This is a genomic window from uncultured Psychrosphaera sp., from assembly GCF_947500655.1.
Taxonomy (GTDB): Bacteria; Pseudomonadota; Gammaproteobacteria; order Enterobacterales; family Alteromonadaceae; genus Psychrosphaera.
Genome location: NZ_CANMSK010000005.1, coordinates 77,656 through 94,286 on the forward strand (window position 1 = coordinate 77,656; position 16,631 = coordinate 94,286).

Sequence of the window (16,631 nt, forward strand, 5' to 3'; positions counted from 1 at the left end):
ATTAATAACAAAAGCCAACTCACTTAATCTTGCTGCATTGTCCACATTTTTGCATAACGTCCATTAGCAGCTATTAATTGTTGATGATCACCTGTTTCTACAATCTCACCTTGATGCATGACAATAATTTTATCTGCATCGACTATAGTGGATAGTCGGTGAGCAATCACTAACGATGTATGCCCTGTGGAAATATCTTGTAGTGCTTTTAAGATTGCTTGTTCTGAGCCTGAGTCTAACGACGACGTTGCTTCATCAAATATAAGTATTGGCGGACGTTTTAAGATTGTTCTGGCGATGGCGACTCTTTGTTTTTCTCCACCAGATAACTTCAAACCTCTTTCTCCAACGATTGCATGTTCTTTTTTTGGTAAGTCTTGAATAAAGTCAAACAAGTGCGCATGTTTGATGGCTTGCCAAACTTCCGAATCATCCGCATTGGGGTTACCATATCGGATATTTTCAAAAATGGTGTCATTAAATAAAACCGTATCTTGCGGGACTATGCCCATATGTTTTCGTAAAGATTGCTGCGTCACTGTTTTTATATCAACGCCATCAATTTCAATTGAACCTTGAGTTACATCGTAAAAACGAAATAACAATTTAACTAATGTCGACTTCCCAGAACCACTTTCACCTACCACAGCCAATTTTTCACCGCTGTTAATATTAAAGCTGATGCCTTTTAAGATTGGTCGACTAGGATCGTATTCGAACTTAACATGATTAAAGCGAATCGCACCTTTACTAATCGATAAATCTACCGCATCGTTTGAGTCTGTCACTTTCGGTTTGCGCGCCAGCAACTCAAACATACGTTCAATATTTGCTAATGAGCCTTTAATTTCACGGTAAACAAACCCTAAAAAATTTAATGGCATAAATAACTGCATCATAAAGGCATTAATCAACACAAAGTCACCTAAGGTCATTTCCTTAGCTACAACACCTTGGGCTGCCAGTAATAACATGGCGGTCATAGCCGACGCTATGATCATCGCCTGGCCGCTATTGAGACCGAATAGGGTTAACCTGTTTTTTCTACGAGCACTTTCCCATAAAGCTAATTCATCATCATAGCGTTTGGCTTCGTATTCTTCGTTATTAAAGTATTTAACGGTTTCGTAATTTAGCAAGCTATCAATTGCACGCGAGTTGCTAGATGAGTCTGCTTTGTTGGCTTCGCGGATATATTTAGTTCGCCATTCTGTCGCATACGCAGTAAAAGCTATGTATAAAACAATTGAGCTGAAAGTAATTAAAGCGAAACTTATACCGTATTGATAAAAGAAAATAGCAACTACAAATAGTATTTCTAATAAGGTAGGAACAATATTGAACACCATAAAACGCATTAAAAAGCTGATGCCAGATGTACCGCGTTCCATATCTCTGGATAGCCCACCTGTTTGGCGATTTAAATGGAAGTCTAAGTCTAAGTTATGTAAATGATTAAATAACTTCAAGCCAACTCTGCGCATTGCTCGCTCTGTTACTCTGCCAAATAAAGTGTCGCGGATCTCGCCTAAAATAACATTAAAAAATCTAAGTAGGCCATACGCTAATACCAAACTAACTGGCACAGCAATAATAGCGACCACACCCTCATTAACTTGATCTAATGAATCTACAATTTCTTTCAACACAAACGGCAAGCCAACAATCGCGACTTTAGCTAACACTAAGCATATTAATGCCAACACAACTCGAAGTTTATGTTCCATTAAATATGGTAATAAGGACGTTATTGATCGCCAACTAAATTCGGTTGGATTTGTATCTGGTGCGTGTTTACTATTTCTCACTATTTATCTCGTTATTCATTCACTTTATAGTATAAAAATGTTCATTTGACTTAAGACCCATTAGAGTATATTTTCCATCATCTTTTACTATTTTGGGTACGTTATTATGACATTTATTGTTTCATTTATTGTAAGTATCATATTTACTTTAATGATAGGCCTAGCTTTAGTGCGTCTGCAAGAAGCAAGAAAGATAGAAGCTAAAAACAAATCAATGAACAAACAAGTAAGAGATATTCAAGCGAGCTTTAGAGAGCTTGTTGCTCCGCTTTATACAGACAATATAGTTAATGTTATGTCAAGACAAAGACTAACATCAATCGTCACTAACTTTTTTGTTTTTCAGCCTGTATCTGAAGAAAACATTGAAAGATTACTCCATATCGTTGAGTCATGCCGAGGAGTATTTGATAAGTGTCGAATAGAAAACACTCAATACCCTGAAGAGTTTCCAGGTGTGTTTGATAAGTTTATTCAGTCAATTCCTATTAGCGCCCGTGACTTTAAAGTTAATTTTTATAATATAGCCCTACCAACTATTCTTGAAGAGTTTGTCTACTCGCTTGATACCTTATCTGGTGTAATAGAAAAAGATCCAGAAAGTATTCGTGATGAAAAACCATTCGATATAAGAGGACTAAATGAGGGGCTTGAAGAACCAGTTAAAAAAACACAACTACCGCCATCAATGCATTAATGTAATATAAACCGATTCTATTTGCTTATATTACTCAGTTCTAAAAAAATTACGTGTTAGCCACTGAATAAATAATCTATAATTTGGAATCATTTATTAATTGGTAGCCCCTCAATGAGCACAAAAAAATTTATAACTTCACAAGAGCTTCTAGAAGATTCATTTAGATTAGCTCATAAAGTATTTGAAGATGGTTTCCGTCCAGACTTTATCATAGGTATATGGCGCGGTGGCGCACCAATAGGTATAGCTGTTCAAGAGTTTTTTGACTTTAAAAAAGTAGAAACTGATCACATTGCAGTCCGTACTTCGTCTTATTACGGAATTGGGCAACAATCTAAAGAAATTAAAGTGCACGGTTTGCACTATTTAATTGAGAATGCAAACGCCTCTGACTCATTATTAATTGTTGATGATGTATTTGACTCAGGCCGCAGCATTGACGCCTTAATTAAGCAAATACGCTCATTATCTCGCCTTAATACACCAAAAGACATTCGTATTGCTTGTCCTTGGTATAAACCTACTAATAACCAAGTAGACATTATTCCTGATTATTATATAAACGAAAGTGAAGAATGGTTAGTATTTCCACATGAACTTTCTGGATTAACAAAAGAAGAGTTATTAGAAGGTAAAGCTGAGTTAGCCAATATTAAACATTTATTGGTTTAACCCATCTAATTTAATTAATGATTAGTTAAATTCAGACACAAAAAAAGGAGCTTTCGCTCCTTTTTTAATGGAATAAATTAAGCTCTATTAGAACTTAGCTATTACTTTTACCGCACCAGTAACCGCGCTAACATCCACATAACCGATTAAAGTCGGATCTGCCGAGATAAGACTTATCACTTCTGCGTCATTAGCTACCACTTTTGGTGGAGTGCCTTTACCAGTAAATACTAATTTAGACCAATATGACTTTATTTGGCTGCCTGATTTATTTAACACTTTAGAGTTAAATTCATCTGTTGCTGCACTTGATGGATCTTGCGTGATTGGTACCGCTTGACCACCACCGTCAAAACTCTTCTTTTTACCTAGAAATATTCTAGAGATAGATGAACTATCAATTGCTGAAGCATTTGAAGGGTGAACTACCACGGCGATTTCGGCTTGAGCAAATACTGACGTTAAGCCAAGAATCGTTACACATAATTTTGTTTTTAGAAATTTCATTTATTGCCCCTTAAAATACCAAGTCCACACCAACTGACAATACATTTATTGCATCTGCATCGTTAATTTTAGTACTTGTGATATCAAGTTTTAATGCTGCTGATGGGTGAAAATTGTAACGAGCACCAATTGTAGCTGTATCAATTGTTTCCTCTTGAGATGCAATAAGAGCTTGATATGTTCCTTGCGGATATACAGTACCATAACCAGTTATATCTAAACTTACTGGTAATACAGAGCTGTAATCGTAATCACCCTCATTAGTATCTTCACCATGCTCAGTTATCGCATAGATAGTAAAGTCATAGATACGGTACCCTACAGATACATAATACTGCTCTTGTTTTGCTACAATGCTATTTTCTACGTCAACCGTTGTAAATTCAGCCTCAATTAATAAATTATTGTAATCAACAGCGAATCCAAGTCCAATAAACGAACCTATATCATCATCAACATTTAAATCACTAGCAACTTGTGGATATATATTACCAACCAGAGCAATACCGTTATTTAACAGTCTATCCGGATCTTCATTATTTTCAAAACTAATTGATGTTTCTGCTTGAGCATAGATTGCACGAGCTGTAAACCAGTCATAAGTTAGAGTCCAGTTGATACCCATTATATTATTTAATGTGGCTGGATCTTCATCTGATACTAAATCCACACTACCATCATAACTGCCATAAATAACTTGGATACTTGAGTCCCAATTACCTAGTGTATGATTGTTTACTATACTCAAACCATCAAATGTAGAAAATACTAAGCTGTATACTGCTTGTGGTGGACGTGCCCATGTATATGCATAACCAACATCCAAGAAGTCTGAATAACGGTAAAATGGAATACGAAGTTTACCGGCATTTATCTGTGTGCTGTCACTAATTTCATAAGACAAATAAGCCCACTCAAATTCTGCAGCGTAATCATTCGATCCTCGCGACATGATTTGTGCCGTCGCTGATAAACCGTCACCTAAGTCAGACGCTATTTGCAAAGCAAATAAACTTTCTGGTTTAAATGAAATATTATCATTATAACCAAACATGCTTGTGTCTTCGTCATTGGTTAAACCAGCAACGACTGATGCAAAACCATTAATTCTTGTATCTGCCGCTTGAGCTAAACTTGATGTTGCACTAAGTGCAAGTACAATTGCTGCTGCTAGAGTATTTTTCATTAGTTACTTCCCATATTTTGTTGTTAATTCTTACATTTACGATAATAAATCGAAGCCTGAGCTGATTTACATTACCGTAACTAAAACTTTAAATAGCTCTATCTATCAGAGCTCAGAACTTAAAATTTAGCGATTACTTTTACCGCACCAGTAACAGCGCTAGCATCTACATAACCGATTAAAGTCGGATCTGCCGAGATAAGACTGATCACTTCTGCGTCATTAGCCACAACCTTTGGTGGTGTGCCTTTACCTGTAAATACTAATTTAGACCAATATGACTTTATTTGGCTGCCTGATTTATTTAACACTTTAGAGTTAAACTCATCTGTTGCTGCACTTGATGGATCTTGCGTAATTGGTACCGCTTGACCGCCGCCATCAAAACTCTTCTTTTTACCTAGAAATATTCTAGAGATAGATGAACTATCAATTGCTGAAGCATTTGAAGGGTGAACCACTACTGCAATCTCTGCCTGAGCAAACGTTGACGCAAGTCCAAGAACAGTTATACATAATTTTGTTTTTAAAAATTTCATTTGTTACCCTTTAAAAGACTAAATCTACACCAACTGACATAACACTTTCGCGTGATTCTTTGTTAGTTTCACTATTTGTATAATCAAACTTTAATGCGGCAGATGGATGAAAGTTGTAACGAGCGCCTAAAGAAACAATATCTTGTTTTATTTCTCGGCTTTTTAATAACCCATCAACACTTGCTCCTAATGTGCCGTAAGCAGCTGGAATTTGACCATATCTAGAGTCGTCATATTCCTCGTTTCGGTTTTCGATAGTTGCTAACAGTGTTAACTCATCAAAACGATAACCAAGAGACAAATAAGCTGAATTTTGATCAGCAGATATACTATTTTCTACCGCAGAGCTGATTATTTCAAAATCAACGATAAAGTTATTGTAGTCAGCACTTAAACCTATGGCTAAAAAGTCGCCATATTCTTCATCAATTTTTATATCGTTTGAAACCTCATCTAAACCATACAAGTCTAGAATTCCAATTAACTCAACCAAACCTTCATTTTGTAAATCAACAGAAACATCTGCACCAAAATAAGCGATTCGGGCTGTTAGCCAGTCGTAATTTAATGTCCAGTTAATACCCATTAAATTACCTAATTCTGAAGGGTCACCATCGATCACACTATTATGAGATCCGGCAATTAATTGTAAACTAGAGTCTACTTCGCCAATCGTACTGGTATATACATAACTCAAACCATCATAAGAAGTGAAATCTAAGTTATATACGCTCGAAGGTGGACGGTTCCAATTATAGGCGTAACCAACATCTAAAAAGTCAGAGTAACGATAAAATGGGATACGTAATCTACCTATATTTAGTTGAGAGCTATCTGATATCTCATAAGACAAATAAACCCATTCAAATTCAGCAGAGTAATCATTTTCTCCGCGGGACATTATTTGTGCGGTTGCCGTTACGCTTTCAGTTAAATCTGAAGTAATTTGCAACGCAAATAAACTCTCAGGCTTAAATGACATTTTATCTGAGTAGCCAAACAGTTCTGTATCAGGATCAGACATTATCCCAGCAACAACAGAGGCGAATCCATTTATTTTAGTTTCTGCCGTAAGAGCAGGTGTCGATGTTGCACCTAGTACAACGATAATTGCTGCTACAAGTGTATTTTTCATTAATTAATGATCCATATTTTTTGTTGATGTTTACATTAACCCTATCGAATATAAAAGAAGATAGTGCCTTTAATAGACAGTTAATGACTTTACGTGAAAATTATACCATTTTGGTAACTTGCAACCTATAGTGGTTTTCCCTAATGTTATTCAAGACAGGAATAAGTATATAAAAAAGGAGCATAAGCTCCTTTTTTATCTTAAGGAGCTTATGTTTAATTTAGAACTTAGCTATTACCTTCACAGTACCTGTAACGGCAGTTGCGTCGATATATCCAATTAAATTTGGATTTGCTGAAATTAAACTAATTACTTCTGCATCATTCGCAACTACTTTTGGTGGTGTACCTTTACCTGTGAATACCAACTTGGACCAATATGACTTTAATTGGCTACCCGATTTATTTAACACTTTAGAGTTAAATTCATCTGTCGCAGCCATTGAAGATTCCTGATTGATAGGGACTGCTTGGCCGCCGCCATCAAAGCTTTTTAACTTACCTAAAAAGATCCTAGAGATTGCAGAGCTATCAAGTGCAGATGCATTTGAAGGGTGAACCACCACGGCGATTTCGGCTTGAGCAAATACTGACGTTAAGCCAAGAATCGTTATACATAATTTTGTTTTTAAAAATTTCATTTATTTCCCCTTAAAATACCAAGTCCACACCAACAGTGAATACATTTACTGCATCCGCATCATTAGTTTCACTACTTGTATAATCAAATTTTAATGCTGCAGATGGATGGAAGTTGTAACGAGCACCTACGGAGACGATATCCTGCTGTATTTCTTGGCCTGTAAATGCAGCATCTACGTATGCATCAAGCGGAGCGTAAGCACTTGGAACTTGACCATATAAAGAATCATCAAATCCATCTTCGCGGGTTTCTGCAGTGGCTAATATAGTCCACTCATCAAAACGATAACCAACCGAAACATAAGATGAATCTTGACCTGCCGCTATCGCATCTTCCGTACCAGAGCTAATTAATTCAAAGTCGAAAAGGAAGTCATTGTAGTCAACACTCAAACCTACAGCTAAGAAGTCACCAAAATCTTCATCGACTCTTATGGTATCTGCCACACTAGTTAAGCCTACAGAATCTAATGAATTGATTATACTAATTAACCCTTCGTTATTAAGCTCAACAGTAACATCAGCAACAAAGTAACCAACTCTAGCCGTTAACCAATCGTAATTTAATGTCCAGTTAACACCCATTAAATTATCTAATTTAGCAGAGCCAACATCTGTTTCACTACTATGAGAACCTGCAATTATTTGCACACTAGAATCAACCATACCTAAGGTATTACTGTATACATAACTCACACCGTCATAAGTACTAAATATAGAGTTGTATACACTTGAAGGTGGGCGATTCCAATTATAGGCATAGCCTACATCTAAGAAATCGGAATAACGATAAAAAGGAATACGTAACCTACCAACATTTAGCTGAGAGTTATCAGATATCTCATAAGACAAATAAGCCCACTCAAATACTGCCGCATAATCATCTTCACCACGAGACATAATTTGAGCTGTTGCTGATAAACCATCACCTAAATCAGACGTTACTTGTAAAGCAAATAAACTCTCTGGCTTAAATGAAATTTTATCATTGTAACCAAATAAGCTTACATCTTCGTCAGTAGTAAATCCTGCAATGACAGAAGCGAACCCCTTAATTTGAGTATCTGCCCCCAAAGCAGATGTCGATGTTGCACCAAGTGCAACTATAATTGCTGCTGCTAATGTATTTTTCATTAAATATAACCCATGTTGTTGTTGTTGATATTTACATTTAAAACTAGCGAGCCAAAACTAATATGACCGCTTAAAGTGAAAGCTGGTGATACAAAATAAACCGATATCACAACTTTAAAAGTAAACCACCAATCGCGATCTCGCCAACTTAGAGCAACGAGTATTGAGCTATATCAAATTAACCTGTTATTTTTCCTAACTAAAATAATGTGTATATAAAAATAAAAATAGTCGAAAAACGTCAAATTTAGCTCTGTATTTTATTTACTTGTATGAATAATCTCAAAAAAAACATAGAAAAACGCTGTTAATATCCAAAACCTTCTAGATATTCCAACATGATGTTGCAGGGGAAATTGTGTATTATTTATCAAACCGCTAATGATTGAACATCAAGAGCTTGTTTATTTAAATAATGTTAAAGTGAGTGTTATCAATATTTAATTTATCGCCTATTACTCGTGCATGCTTTATATCGCATAGCTGTAATTTTACTAAACAACTATATTAAAAATACTTAATAATGCTAGATAAAGTGCAATATACATTGCTCTTTTTTATTGATTAGCATACCTTGACGCCCGTATTTTCACTTAAATGGAAGCTATTAATGAATTTTAAAATTCCAGTTCAAACATACTTAAAATCAAAGCCTGAAACCTTAGTGAATTTTCCATTTGATAATGTATCTGAAGTGTATAAAGTTAAGCATAAGATGTTTGCTATCCTAAGTGAAAGCAAGGCTGAGGTTAAAGCAGAAGACGACTCTGAGCCATATTGGCTAAACTTAAAATGTGACCCTGATGAAGCACTAATATTGCGCGATATTTTCCCTTCTATAATTCCAGGCTATCACATGAACAAAAAACATTGGAATACCATTATTTTAGACGGCTCAGTACCTCAAGGAGAAATTGAGCGCATGATAGATAATTCTTATATGTTAGTTGTAAGTAATATGCCCCAAAAAGATCAAGCGTCTATCTTGGTACATTTGTGAAATAGATATTTAACGAGGCATAATAATGCCTCACCAAATATATCGATACTACTTACAGACTTTGATGTCCAGGTTGTACTCTAATTTCAGGGTTGCTTTTAACTAACTTAATGAGTTTATCTAAACTTCCACGACTGCGAGCTTGATCCGTTGAAAAACTACCCGGTTCAACACCATGGTTCCATCCCCATGCAGTATGACTTGCGTCACCAATAAACAATACTGGACCTTCAACGGTATTTACCAAATAAGCAGTAGAACCTGCGGTGTGACCAGGGGAATGAATTGCAAACATGCTACCGTCACCGAAGACATCAATATATTCTGCAGGCCATTCTTGTAACTCAGGTCTTCCCTCAAGCATGATATCCGTCGCATTCCGAGTTACCGCATATAAAAAATAACTTTCTTGAGTTTCCCCTTCTCCTACATACAAAGGAACGTGTTTATCTATTGCTGACATACCACTTATATGGTCTAGGTGTAAATGCGTTAAAAACACACCTTTTAAATCCAAGTTTTTTTCTTTGATATAATCATCTGTTGCAGTCAGTATTGTCAGTTTTTCTAATCCATATCCGGATGCTAACCAACTAGGAATGCCTAACGACTGTGGATCATTATAAAACTGATGACTAACACCGGTATCAATCAAAAAATTGCCATGTAGTGGATGCTTAAGATGAAAGGTGAAGATTTGAATATCTTCATCATGATCTTCTAAACCCGCATGTTTTGCAGCATCAGCTTCTAAGTTAAGTAAACCGCTTAAAGGTACTTTCCAATTTGCAGACTTAACCTTATTCACCGATATTTTTTTACCTGTGCTTAGGCTATCAACAAGCGATTGGTAATTACTTTCTTGCCCTAATGTTGACGGAATAATAGGGTGACTTGTTGGCGTTGCTTGATTAATCCATATTATGAAAGATACGAATAATAAACTAAGAAAGCCAATTACCATTTTTATATATCGCTTATGTTTATTCATGTTATTTACTCCGTCATTAGTTGATGAAATTTATTTCTCTTTGCCTTTTCTCTTTAGTAGTAAAGGAAGATATGACATAGTTTAGTCATTCAATAAAATATGTAAATCCACTAAAAATTGATTGAGACATCCAAAAATGAATAGCAATGAATTAAACTGGCAAGATATTCGACTCTTTTTAGCTGTGGCAGAAGCAGGTAGTTTTAGTGCTGCAGCTCGTCATTTAAAGTTGGGCCAACCAACATTAAGTAGACGGATTGCTGAGTTGGAGCAGCAACTTGGTCAGCCATTATTCTCTCGTTTTAGTCAAGGCTGTGAACTTACTGCTTTAGGTCAAAGGCTTTTACCCGCTGCAAAACAAATGGCGATTTGGTCGGTTGAAACCATGACGCAAGCTCAAGCACCAAATAAAGTTGAAGGGCGAGTGCGGATCACTGCGCCTCCAGGGGTATGTTTTGCTTTTTTCCCACAAGCCGGCAAAAAAATAAAAGACCAATTCCCAGGTATTCAGCTCGAAGTGTTAAGTGGCACCAATACCTTTAATTTAACGCGCGGTGAAGCAGACATATCATTTCGTACAGAAAAACCAAAATATAAAGATCTTATTTGTATGGCCTCTTTTTATTGTGGAATAAGCGTTTATGTGTCGGAAGATGTTGCTGACTCGTTAAGTGATGATGTGACTTTTCAAGATTTAAATTGGATTTGCTGGTCTGAAGATAACGACCACTTACTGACTAATCAAATTTTAAAGAGAGAAATACAGAATTTTAAACCTGCATTTAGCTCTAATGATTATAACGTTCAGGTAGCCGCTTGTTGTGCTGGATTAGGTGCATTAGCTTTGCCCGATAGTTTAGTAAAAAGCCCATTAATTAACGGACTTAAAGCATTAGATATCGACCTGAGTGAATTTGCTGCTGGTGAATTACATATGGTCATCCATAAGCGCTACCAACATGTTGAAAGAGTGGTGATAGTGGCGGAATTATTAAAAACATATTTTAACGATATTTGGTCATAGTATTAAATATAAAATAAGCAAAATTGAGTATTATGCCTTGATGATAAGTATATGAAATACGTCAAAATCAGCGGCTATACATTAAAAAATTACGCTGCTCACTTTGCATTCTCCGTGTTAAATTAACCCTGACTAAATATTTTCACTAAGGGTTACACAATGAAAACATCAATATTAATCATTGCACTACTCCAGTTTTGGATCACTCATTCTGTATATGCTCAATCAGCTGTTGCTATGCCAGATAGTTATAGTGCGCAGGTAACAAAAGACATTTTACAAAGCGGTGGAAACGCAATAGACGCTGCTATTGCTGCACAGTTTGTTTTGGCCGTAACATTACCAGAGGCTGGGAATATTGGCGGTGGTGGATTTATGACTATCTACAAAGATGGTAAAACCGATTTCTTGGACTATCGTGAAGTTGCCCCCCAACGAGCTCATCGAGATATGTATTTAGACGATAGTAAAGAGGTGATCCCAAACTTGTCTCTTTATGGCATTTTATCTTCTGGCGTCCCCGGTACGGTTGATGGTATGTGGCAAGCGCACAAAAAATATGGTTCTAAAACATGGGAAGAGTTGTTGGCTCCGGCTATAAAACTAGCTTCCAAAGGATTTGTTGTTCATCCAGCTTTAAAAGACAATATTAATTGGCGTATTGAAAGTTTTAAAAAAGATAATATAGATGTTAATTTTTCTCAATACTTTGCTCATGCCAAAGCGGGTGAATTATTCAAGCAACCAGAATTAGCTGAAACGCTAAAGCTAATTTCAAGTAATGGTAAAGACGGGTTTTATAAAGGAAAAACAGCTAAAGTCATTAGTGACTTTATGGCTAAAAATGGTGGAATAATTACCGAGAAAGACCTCGCTAATTACGTCTCTAAATGGCGTAAACCAATTCAAATTAAATGGCGTGGTTACGACGTTGTTACCGCACCACCTCCAAGTTCTGGCGGAATAGCCGTTTTACAGTGGTTATCTATGTATGATTTATTAAAAACAGATCGTTTAACAAAGCAACAAAAAATTAAACACAATTCTAAAGAATACATACACTTGTTATCTGAAGTTGGTAAACGTGTATTCGCAGATAGAGCTGAATACTTAGGAGATCCTGATTTTTTTAATGTGCCTGTTGAGGAACTCTTAGCCAAAACTTACTTAACTAAACGCACATCAAGTATTTCGCCCGATAGCATTTCTAGCACAGAACACATCAAACCAGGCTTACCAGAAAGTGAAGATACCACCCACTTTTCAATCATTGATCAATGGGGAAATGCCGTCGCCAACACAACCACCATTAATTATACTTTTGGTAGTGGCGTAGTGGTTGAAGGTGCGGGTTTTATACTTAATGACGAAATGGATGACTTTAGTGCTAAACCAGGTGTAGCAAATGTATTTGGTGCCGTTGGTGGTGTCGCCAATGAAATTCAACCGAACAAACGTATGTTGTCATCAATGACGCCAACTATTTTACTCAATAAAGGAAAAGTCGAGCTAGTCACTGGATCTCCAGGTGGTACAACAATAATTACCTCAGTTTACCAATCCATTTTAAATGTTTTTGAATTTAACATGTCAGCGCAAGATGCAGTAGATGCACCTAGATTTCACCACCAGCTACTGCCTAAAAATCAAATCAGGCATTACACAGGTATTAATAAAGGGACGTTGAAAGAGTTACAAAAAATGGGATACATAACCAAGGAAAGTGGATTTGGTGACTTACAAATAATTACGAACCGTAATAATAAGTTAAATGCGGCTTCTCAATCAGGAAAACGCCACAGAGGCGTTTCACTCACATTTGATTAATTGATGTATCAGATCTAATCGGAACTAATACATCTTGTCTTAACTAAAATTGAGCTTTTATAAACTGCTATTATAAGAGCTCTCTTAATTCATTTAACGCTTGCACTGAAAAGCCTCGGTCATAAAAATAGACAACCAAGCCGTCTTGGTTTAACAAAACGACTCTAGCGTTATTGCCATTTTCATTACCAGTGAACGCTTGTACTTTTTCGCCATCTTCATAAACGGTTACCACGCCTTTCCATAACTCTTTTGGAATGCCTTTGCGCATACCATTGTCGATAACGGTGCTAAACATTCTTGGAAACATACCTTGAATGGTGGGTAGCTCGTAAACATCAACTAAGGTATTTGTCATGTCTAAACCAATTAACCAACGGTCAATATCAAACTGCGAGTTTTGCTTGTAACCTATTAATAATAAAACGGCTTCTTGATTTAAATCAGCAGGAATATTCAGCTCATTTTGTTCCAGTGTCTGACCTGTAATTGATGGGAACACTTGCCCTTTAACAGATTGATTTGGATACATTGTGCTACACGCTGATAGCAGGACTAAAACTATAGAAAAAATAAAGATACGCATTTTAATATCACTTTTATAAATTAATTTGTTATATATACGTTATTGATTTCCATAAAGTTCACTCAGAATTGATAAATATTCACTAAGCTCTTTACTAAGTTATTCACTATTAGCAATGATCCTTAACAACAATTGCTCCGTAATTACTTAAACTACTTTAATTGGAGTTTTATTATGAGCAACACTTTAACCGAAGCAAATTCAGAACTAACACCAACTATCATTTGCGTAGCAGAATCTACCCATTATCTTGTCGGTACGTTAGATTCATCTCATAACTTAATTGGGTTGAATACCCCTGATAAAATAACCGTCACCTCTTCATTAATTGAAGCTAAAAACTTTCTGCGCAGCCATAATATTTTTATGGCAACCCTAGAATTTCAAACAGCGTATGATGAAATGTGTGGCTCAAGTACATCAGAGCCATGTCGCCAAAGTATTACTTTCTAATTGTAACTGCCTTGTAAGGATAAACTGTGTTACCCAATAAATTGCAGGGTGTTATTTTTGATTTAGACGACACATTAGTGTCGTCTACTTTAAATTTTAATAAAATAAAAAGTTATCTAGATTGTCCACTAGATATAGACCTATTGGATTTTTTAGATGGTAAGCCTCAGACAGAGAGAGGCATCATAGAACAAAAATTAATTGACTATGAAATCAGTGAAGCTGCCAGCTCAGTAAAATTAAAAGGCACTGATAGTGTATTAACATTATTACATGACCTAAACATGCCAATAGCCATTGTCACTCGTAATTGTCGTGAAGCTGCTTTAATCAAAATTAACAATAATAACCTTAATATTCCTATACTCATATCAAGAGAAGAACACCAAGCAAAGCCAGCCCCAGACGCCTTGTTATTTTTGGCAAATCAATGGAATATTTCACCTGAAAACTTATTGTATGTGGGGGATTACTTATATGACATTCAAGCAGCAATTAATGCAAATACTATGTCTTGTTTAGTGACACACGGTAATACACTAGACTATGCTCATTTGGCCACGCTTGTGGTGAATGAGCTCACAGATTTGCAAAAGATAATTGAGAATACACATGGCGTTTAATCAAACCATATTAAGGTAATAAAATGAAATGGTTAATCGTTCTTATATCGGTTGTCATGGTTCTTGCCTTAGTTTTACTGCTTTATGTTGTTTTCCAAAAGGCTGAATATAAAAATATGAATACCTTAAACCCTACTATTTTCAAAAATAATACTGTGCACGTAACTGGTTTTACAGGTTCTCAAGAGTTAGCTAATTGGCGTATTACAAACGACGGTGTTATGGGTGGAAAGTCACAAGGTAGAATAATACAGACTCAAGATAGTGTGTTATTTACAGGGGAGGTTTCTCTAGCAAATAATGGTGGATTCACGTCCACCTTTCGCCCTATTACGCCTTTAGCTGCAAACCAAGAAACCATTACAATTAATGCACAAGGTGACGGTCATGTTTATCAATTAAGATTAAATACCATAGTCGATGGCTATCGTTTATCTTACAAACACGAATTTTCAACTAGTCTTGATAACAGACAAAAAATAACCTTTAAGTTAAGCGACTTTAAGGCATCTTTCCGAGGGAGAGACATCACTAATGCCCCTGAGTTAAAGTCTGAGGATATTGTTGAACTTGGATTTCTGCTTAATTTAACAAAGTTAAACATCCAAAAACCGCAGCCGTTTTCTTTATCTATTTTTAATTTAACATTAACTTAAACTCAACACGTTCTAATCACCAATTAATAGTTTCACCTTTCCAATCTAAGAAACTGGCCGTTTGATCAAGCTCCTGTCCTTTAACGACTTCTAATAATTGCTGCGCAACAAATTCGCAGGTAAACAACTTACCTTTAGGTACGTTTTTATGAAATGGTTTTGATAATTCAGTATCCGTAGTACCAGGATGAAATACTATGACTTTGATATTTTTTGCTCGACGAGCAAGCTCTACCGATGCGGTTTTTAGCATCATATTAAGTGCGGCTTTTGATGCTCTGTAGCTATACCAACCTCCTAATTTGTTCTCGCTAATACTGCCAACTCTAGCGCTGAAAACAATTATATTACATCTGATTTTTCCAGTTAATATCGGCACTAACTTTTGTAACCACAACATAGGCGTTAATGCATTTGCTGACATAACTTGGTTAAATGATTCTGCGTCAAAATCTTCTAGGCGTTTTTCTGGCTGTATCGTCTCACTGTGCAATATACCGTTACAAACAAAAACATTGGTTATAGGCAATGTAGAGTCTGCTTGTATTTTTATACAAGCTAGCTCGATGGAACTGACGGTGTAATCTTCTACACTAATAAGTCTAGTATTTTGTAAATTCTGATATGTGACCAATACATTATCAGAAAACCCACGGCTAACGAGTATAACTTCGCTGTTGGATAAACCAGAATGTTCGGTCGCAATAGCCTGAGCAATAGCGCTATTTGCGCCTATTATCAGTGTTTTTTGAGTTATCATAACAAGTCCCCGAATTACAGTTATTGGCTTTTAAACCAAAAACCTTTGCCAAAAAAGATGAAATTGGTTGCCTGTATTTAGCCAGTCCCAAATACACAAAATGGCTGAGTGTTTTTATAACTGGCCAGTTTAACGGTGCCACCCAAAAGCCTTTACCAACAAGAGTCCAAGCCCTATGCGTAACTTCCAATCCTAGTAACGTTTTACCTTGATATTTACCATGTAGTATTTTCATTGCTTCTGCATGATCTATTTCTGGATATTGTTGTGAAAACCCGTCTTGGTGAATATCAACCAATTCAATTGCATTATTTACATCTTTGCGTGCTAGGTGATTCATTTCTGCAGCGCATAAAGGACAATGACCGTCATAAAATATCGTTAGCATT

At 36.1% G+C, this 16,631-nt stretch carries 19 protein-coding genes; 8 read left to right on the forward strand and 11 right to left on the reverse strand.

Translation table 11 applies throughout. The features are described 5' to 3' along the window. Positions 1-23: 23 nt before the first annotated feature. Entirely contained in the window at positions 24-1,808 is a 1,785-nt protein-coding gene (locus tag Q0940_RS06365) for an ABC transporter ATP-binding protein/permease (RefSeq protein WP_299265776.1), read from the reverse strand. Between the two features lie 106 nt (positions 1,809-1,914). Here Q0940_RS06365 and Q0940_RS06370 point away from each other — a divergent pair, with 106 nt between their 5' ends. Both Q0940_RS06370 and Q0940_RS06375 read left to right on the forward strand, forming a co-directional pair. Beyond that, positions 1,915-2,505, forward strand: a complete 591-nt coding sequence (locus Q0940_RS06370) for a hypothetical protein (RefSeq protein ID WP_299265780.1) — start codon at positions 1,915-1,917, stop codon at positions 2,503-2,505. Positions 2,506-2,619: 114 nt separating this feature from the next. Beyond that, entirely contained in the window at positions 2,620-3,180 is a 561-nt protein-coding gene (locus Q0940_RS06375) for a phosphoribosyltransferase family protein (protein ID WP_299265783.1), read from the forward strand. 87 nt (positions 3,181-3,267) lie between these two features. Here Q0940_RS06375 and Q0940_RS06380 read toward each other — a convergent pair whose 3' ends face one another. The 6 genes from Q0940_RS06380 to Q0940_RS06405 all read right to left on the reverse strand — a co-directional run bounded on the left by Q0940_RS06380 (position 3,268) and on the right by Q0940_RS06405 (position 8,322). Beyond that, complete coding sequence (locus tag Q0940_RS06380; protein WP_299265786.1) at positions 3,268-3,687, reverse strand: phosphate ABC transporter substrate-binding protein; 420 nt, start codon at positions 3,685-3,687, stop codon at positions 3,268-3,270. 10 nt (positions 3,688-3,697) lie between these two features. Then, positions 3,698-4,873, reverse strand: a complete 1,176-nt coding sequence (locus Q0940_RS06385) for a porin (RefSeq protein ID WP_299265789.1) — start codon at positions 4,871-4,873, stop codon at positions 3,698-3,700. A gap of 119 nt (positions 4,874-4,992) precedes the next feature. Next, positions 4,993-5,412: a phosphate ABC transporter substrate-binding protein gene (locus tag Q0940_RS06390; RefSeq protein WP_299265792.1), complete on the reverse strand. Its 420-nt coding sequence runs from the start codon at positions 5,410-5,412 to the stop codon at positions 4,993-4,995. 10 nt (positions 5,413-5,422) lie between these two features. Beyond that, positions 5,423-6,547 carry a hypothetical protein gene (locus Q0940_RS06395; protein WP_299265796.1) on the reverse strand — a complete coding sequence of 375 codons (1,125 nt, stop codon included), beginning with the start codon at positions 6,545-6,547 and terminating at the stop codon, positions 5,423-5,425. Between the two features lie 220 nt (positions 6,548-6,767). Next, a complete protein-coding gene (locus tag Q0940_RS06400; RefSeq protein WP_299265798.1) occupies positions 6,768-7,187 on the reverse strand; it encodes a phosphate ABC transporter substrate-binding protein in 420 nt (139 codons plus the stop codon). Positions 7,188-7,197: 10 nt separating this feature from the next. After that, complete coding sequence (locus tag Q0940_RS06405; protein ID WP_299265801.1) at positions 7,198-8,322, reverse strand: hypothetical protein; 1,125 nt, start codon at positions 8,320-8,322, stop codon at positions 7,198-7,200. A 610-nt stretch (positions 8,323-8,932) separates the two neighbouring features. Between Q0940_RS06405 and Q0940_RS06410 the strand changes: the two genes are divergently transcribed. Continuing rightward, positions 8,933-9,322, forward strand: a complete 390-nt coding sequence (locus Q0940_RS06410) for an MmcQ/YjbR family DNA-binding protein (RefSeq protein WP_299265803.1) — start codon at positions 8,933-8,935, stop codon at positions 9,320-9,322. A gap of 52 nt (positions 9,323-9,374) precedes the next feature. Here the strand turns inward: Q0940_RS06410 and Q0940_RS06415 are convergent, their stop codons facing one another. After that, on the reverse strand, positions 9,375-10,313 hold the full coding sequence (locus tag Q0940_RS06415) for an MBL fold metallo-hydrolase (protein WP_299265805.1): 939 nt from the start codon (positions 10,311-10,313) through the stop codon (positions 9,375-9,377). Between the two features lie 136 nt (positions 10,314-10,449). On the opposite strand from Q0940_RS06415, the gene Q0940_RS06420 reads away from it, so the two are divergent. Next, entirely contained in the window at positions 10,450-11,337 is an 888-nt protein-coding gene (locus Q0940_RS06420; RefSeq protein WP_299265808.1) for a LysR family transcriptional regulator, read from the forward strand. A 159-nt stretch (positions 11,338-11,496) separates the two neighbouring features. After that, positions 11,497-13,164 (forward strand): gamma-glutamyltransferase, encoded by a 1,668-nt coding sequence (gene ggt, locus Q0940_RS06425; RefSeq protein WP_299265812.1) that lies wholly within the window; start codon positions 11,497-11,499, stop codon positions 13,162-13,164. A 70-nt stretch (positions 13,165-13,234) separates the two neighbouring features. On the opposite strand, the gene Q0940_RS06430 is transcribed toward ggt, so the two are convergent. Next, positions 13,235-13,750, reverse strand: a complete 516-nt coding sequence (locus Q0940_RS06430) for a hypothetical protein (protein ID WP_299265815.1) — start codon at positions 13,748-13,750, stop codon at positions 13,235-13,237. Between the two features lie 174 nt (positions 13,751-13,924). Between Q0940_RS06430 and Q0940_RS06435 the strand changes: the two genes are divergently transcribed. From Q0940_RS06435 to Q0940_RS06445, 3 genes are read left to right on the forward strand one after another with little or no spacing between them, the layout of a single operon-like run. Beyond that, positions 13,925-14,203: a DUF6482 family protein gene (locus Q0940_RS06435; RefSeq protein WP_299265817.1), complete on the forward strand. Its 279-nt coding sequence runs from the start codon at positions 13,925-13,927 to the stop codon at positions 14,201-14,203. Positions 14,204-14,229: 26 nt separating this feature from the next. Continuing rightward, complete coding sequence (locus tag Q0940_RS06440) at positions 14,230-14,826, forward strand: HAD-IA family hydrolase (RefSeq protein WP_299265820.1); 597 nt, start codon at positions 14,230-14,232, stop codon at positions 14,824-14,826. A 23-nt stretch (positions 14,827-14,849) separates the two neighbouring features. Further along, positions 14,850-15,482, forward strand: a complete 633-nt coding sequence (locus Q0940_RS06445; protein ID WP_299265822.1) for a CIA30 family protein — start codon at positions 14,850-14,852, stop codon at positions 15,480-15,482. 16 nt (positions 15,483-15,498) lie between these two features. Here Q0940_RS06445 and Q0940_RS06450 read toward each other — a convergent pair whose 3' ends face one another. Next, positions 15,499-16,242 (reverse strand): SDR family NAD(P)-dependent oxidoreductase, encoded by a 744-nt coding sequence (locus tag Q0940_RS06450; RefSeq protein WP_299265825.1) that lies wholly within the window; start codon positions 16,240-16,242, stop codon positions 15,499-15,501. Then, complete coding sequence (locus tag Q0940_RS06455) at positions 16,205-16,630, reverse strand: DUF393 domain-containing protein (protein ID WP_299265828.1); 426 nt, start codon at positions 16,628-16,630, stop codon at positions 16,205-16,207. Before Q0940_RS06455 ends, Q0940_RS06450 begins: the two co-directional genes overlap by 38 nt. Position 16,631 lies beyond the last annotated feature (1 nt).

What these genes read in the sequence shown, in the direction of transcription:
- Q0940_RS06390 (WP_299265792.1), bottom strand. Translation starts at nt 5,412, where the DNA reads ATGAAATTTTTAAAAACAAAATTATGTATAACTGTTCTTGGACTTGCG.
- ggt (WP_299265812.1), top strand. Translation starts at nt 11,497, where the DNA reads ATGAAAACATCAATATTAATCATTGCACTACTCCAGTTTTGGATCACT.
- Q0940_RS06430 (WP_299265815.1), bottom strand. Translation starts at nt 13,750, where the DNA reads ATGCGTATCTTTATTTTTTCTATAGTTTTAGTCCTGCTATCAGCGTGT.
- Q0940_RS06435 (WP_299265817.1), top strand. Translation starts at nt 13,925, where the DNA reads ATGAGCAACACTTTAACCGAAGCAAATTCAGAACTAACACCAACTATC.
- Q0940_RS06420 (WP_299265808.1), top strand. Translation starts at nt 10,450, where the DNA reads ATGAATAGCAATGAATTAAACTGGCAAGATATTCGACTCTTTTTAGCT.
- Q0940_RS06445 (WP_299265822.1), top strand. Translation starts at nt 14,850, where the DNA reads ATGAAATGGTTAATCGTTCTTATATCGGTTGTCATGGTTCTTGCCTTA.
- Q0940_RS06405 (WP_299265801.1), bottom strand. Translation starts at nt 8,322, where the DNA reads ATGAAAAATACATTAGCAGCAGCAATTATAGTTGCACTTGGTGCAACA.
- Q0940_RS06450 (WP_299265825.1), bottom strand. Translation starts at nt 16,242, where the DNA reads ATGATAACTCAAAAAACACTGATAATAGGCGCAAATAGCGCTATTGCT.
- Q0940_RS06400 (WP_299265798.1), bottom strand. Translation starts at nt 7,187, where the DNA reads ATGAAATTTTTAAAAACAAAATTATGTATAACGATTCTTGGCTTAACG.
- Q0940_RS06385 (WP_299265789.1), bottom strand. Translation starts at nt 4,873, where the DNA reads ATGAAAAATACTCTAGCAGCAGCAATTGTACTTGCACTTAGTGCAACA.
- Q0940_RS06455 (WP_299265828.1), bottom strand. Translation starts at nt 16,630, where the DNA reads ATGCTAACGATATTTTATGACGGTCATTGTCCTTTATGCGCTGCAGAA.
- Q0940_RS06395 (WP_299265796.1), bottom strand. Translation starts at nt 6,547, where the DNA reads ATGAAAAATACACTTGTAGCAGCAATTATCGTTGTACTAGGTGCAACA.
- Q0940_RS06370 (WP_299265780.1), top strand. Translation starts at nt 1,915, where the DNA reads ATGACATTTATTGTTTCATTTATTGTAAGTATCATATTTACTTTAATG.
- Q0940_RS06415 (WP_299265805.1), bottom strand. Translation starts at nt 10,313, where the DNA reads ATGAATAAACATAAGCGATATATAAAAATGGTAATTGGCTTTCTTAGT.
- Q0940_RS06410 (WP_299265803.1), top strand. Translation starts at nt 8,933, where the DNA reads ATGAATTTTAAAATTCCAGTTCAAACATACTTAAAATCAAAGCCTGAA.
- Q0940_RS06380 (WP_299265786.1), bottom strand. Translation starts at nt 3,687, where the DNA reads ATGAAATTTCTAAAAACAAAATTATGTGTAACGATTCTTGGCTTAACG.
- Q0940_RS06375 (WP_299265783.1), top strand. Translation starts at nt 2,620, where the DNA reads ATGAGCACAAAAAAATTTATAACTTCACAAGAGCTTCTAGAAGATTCA.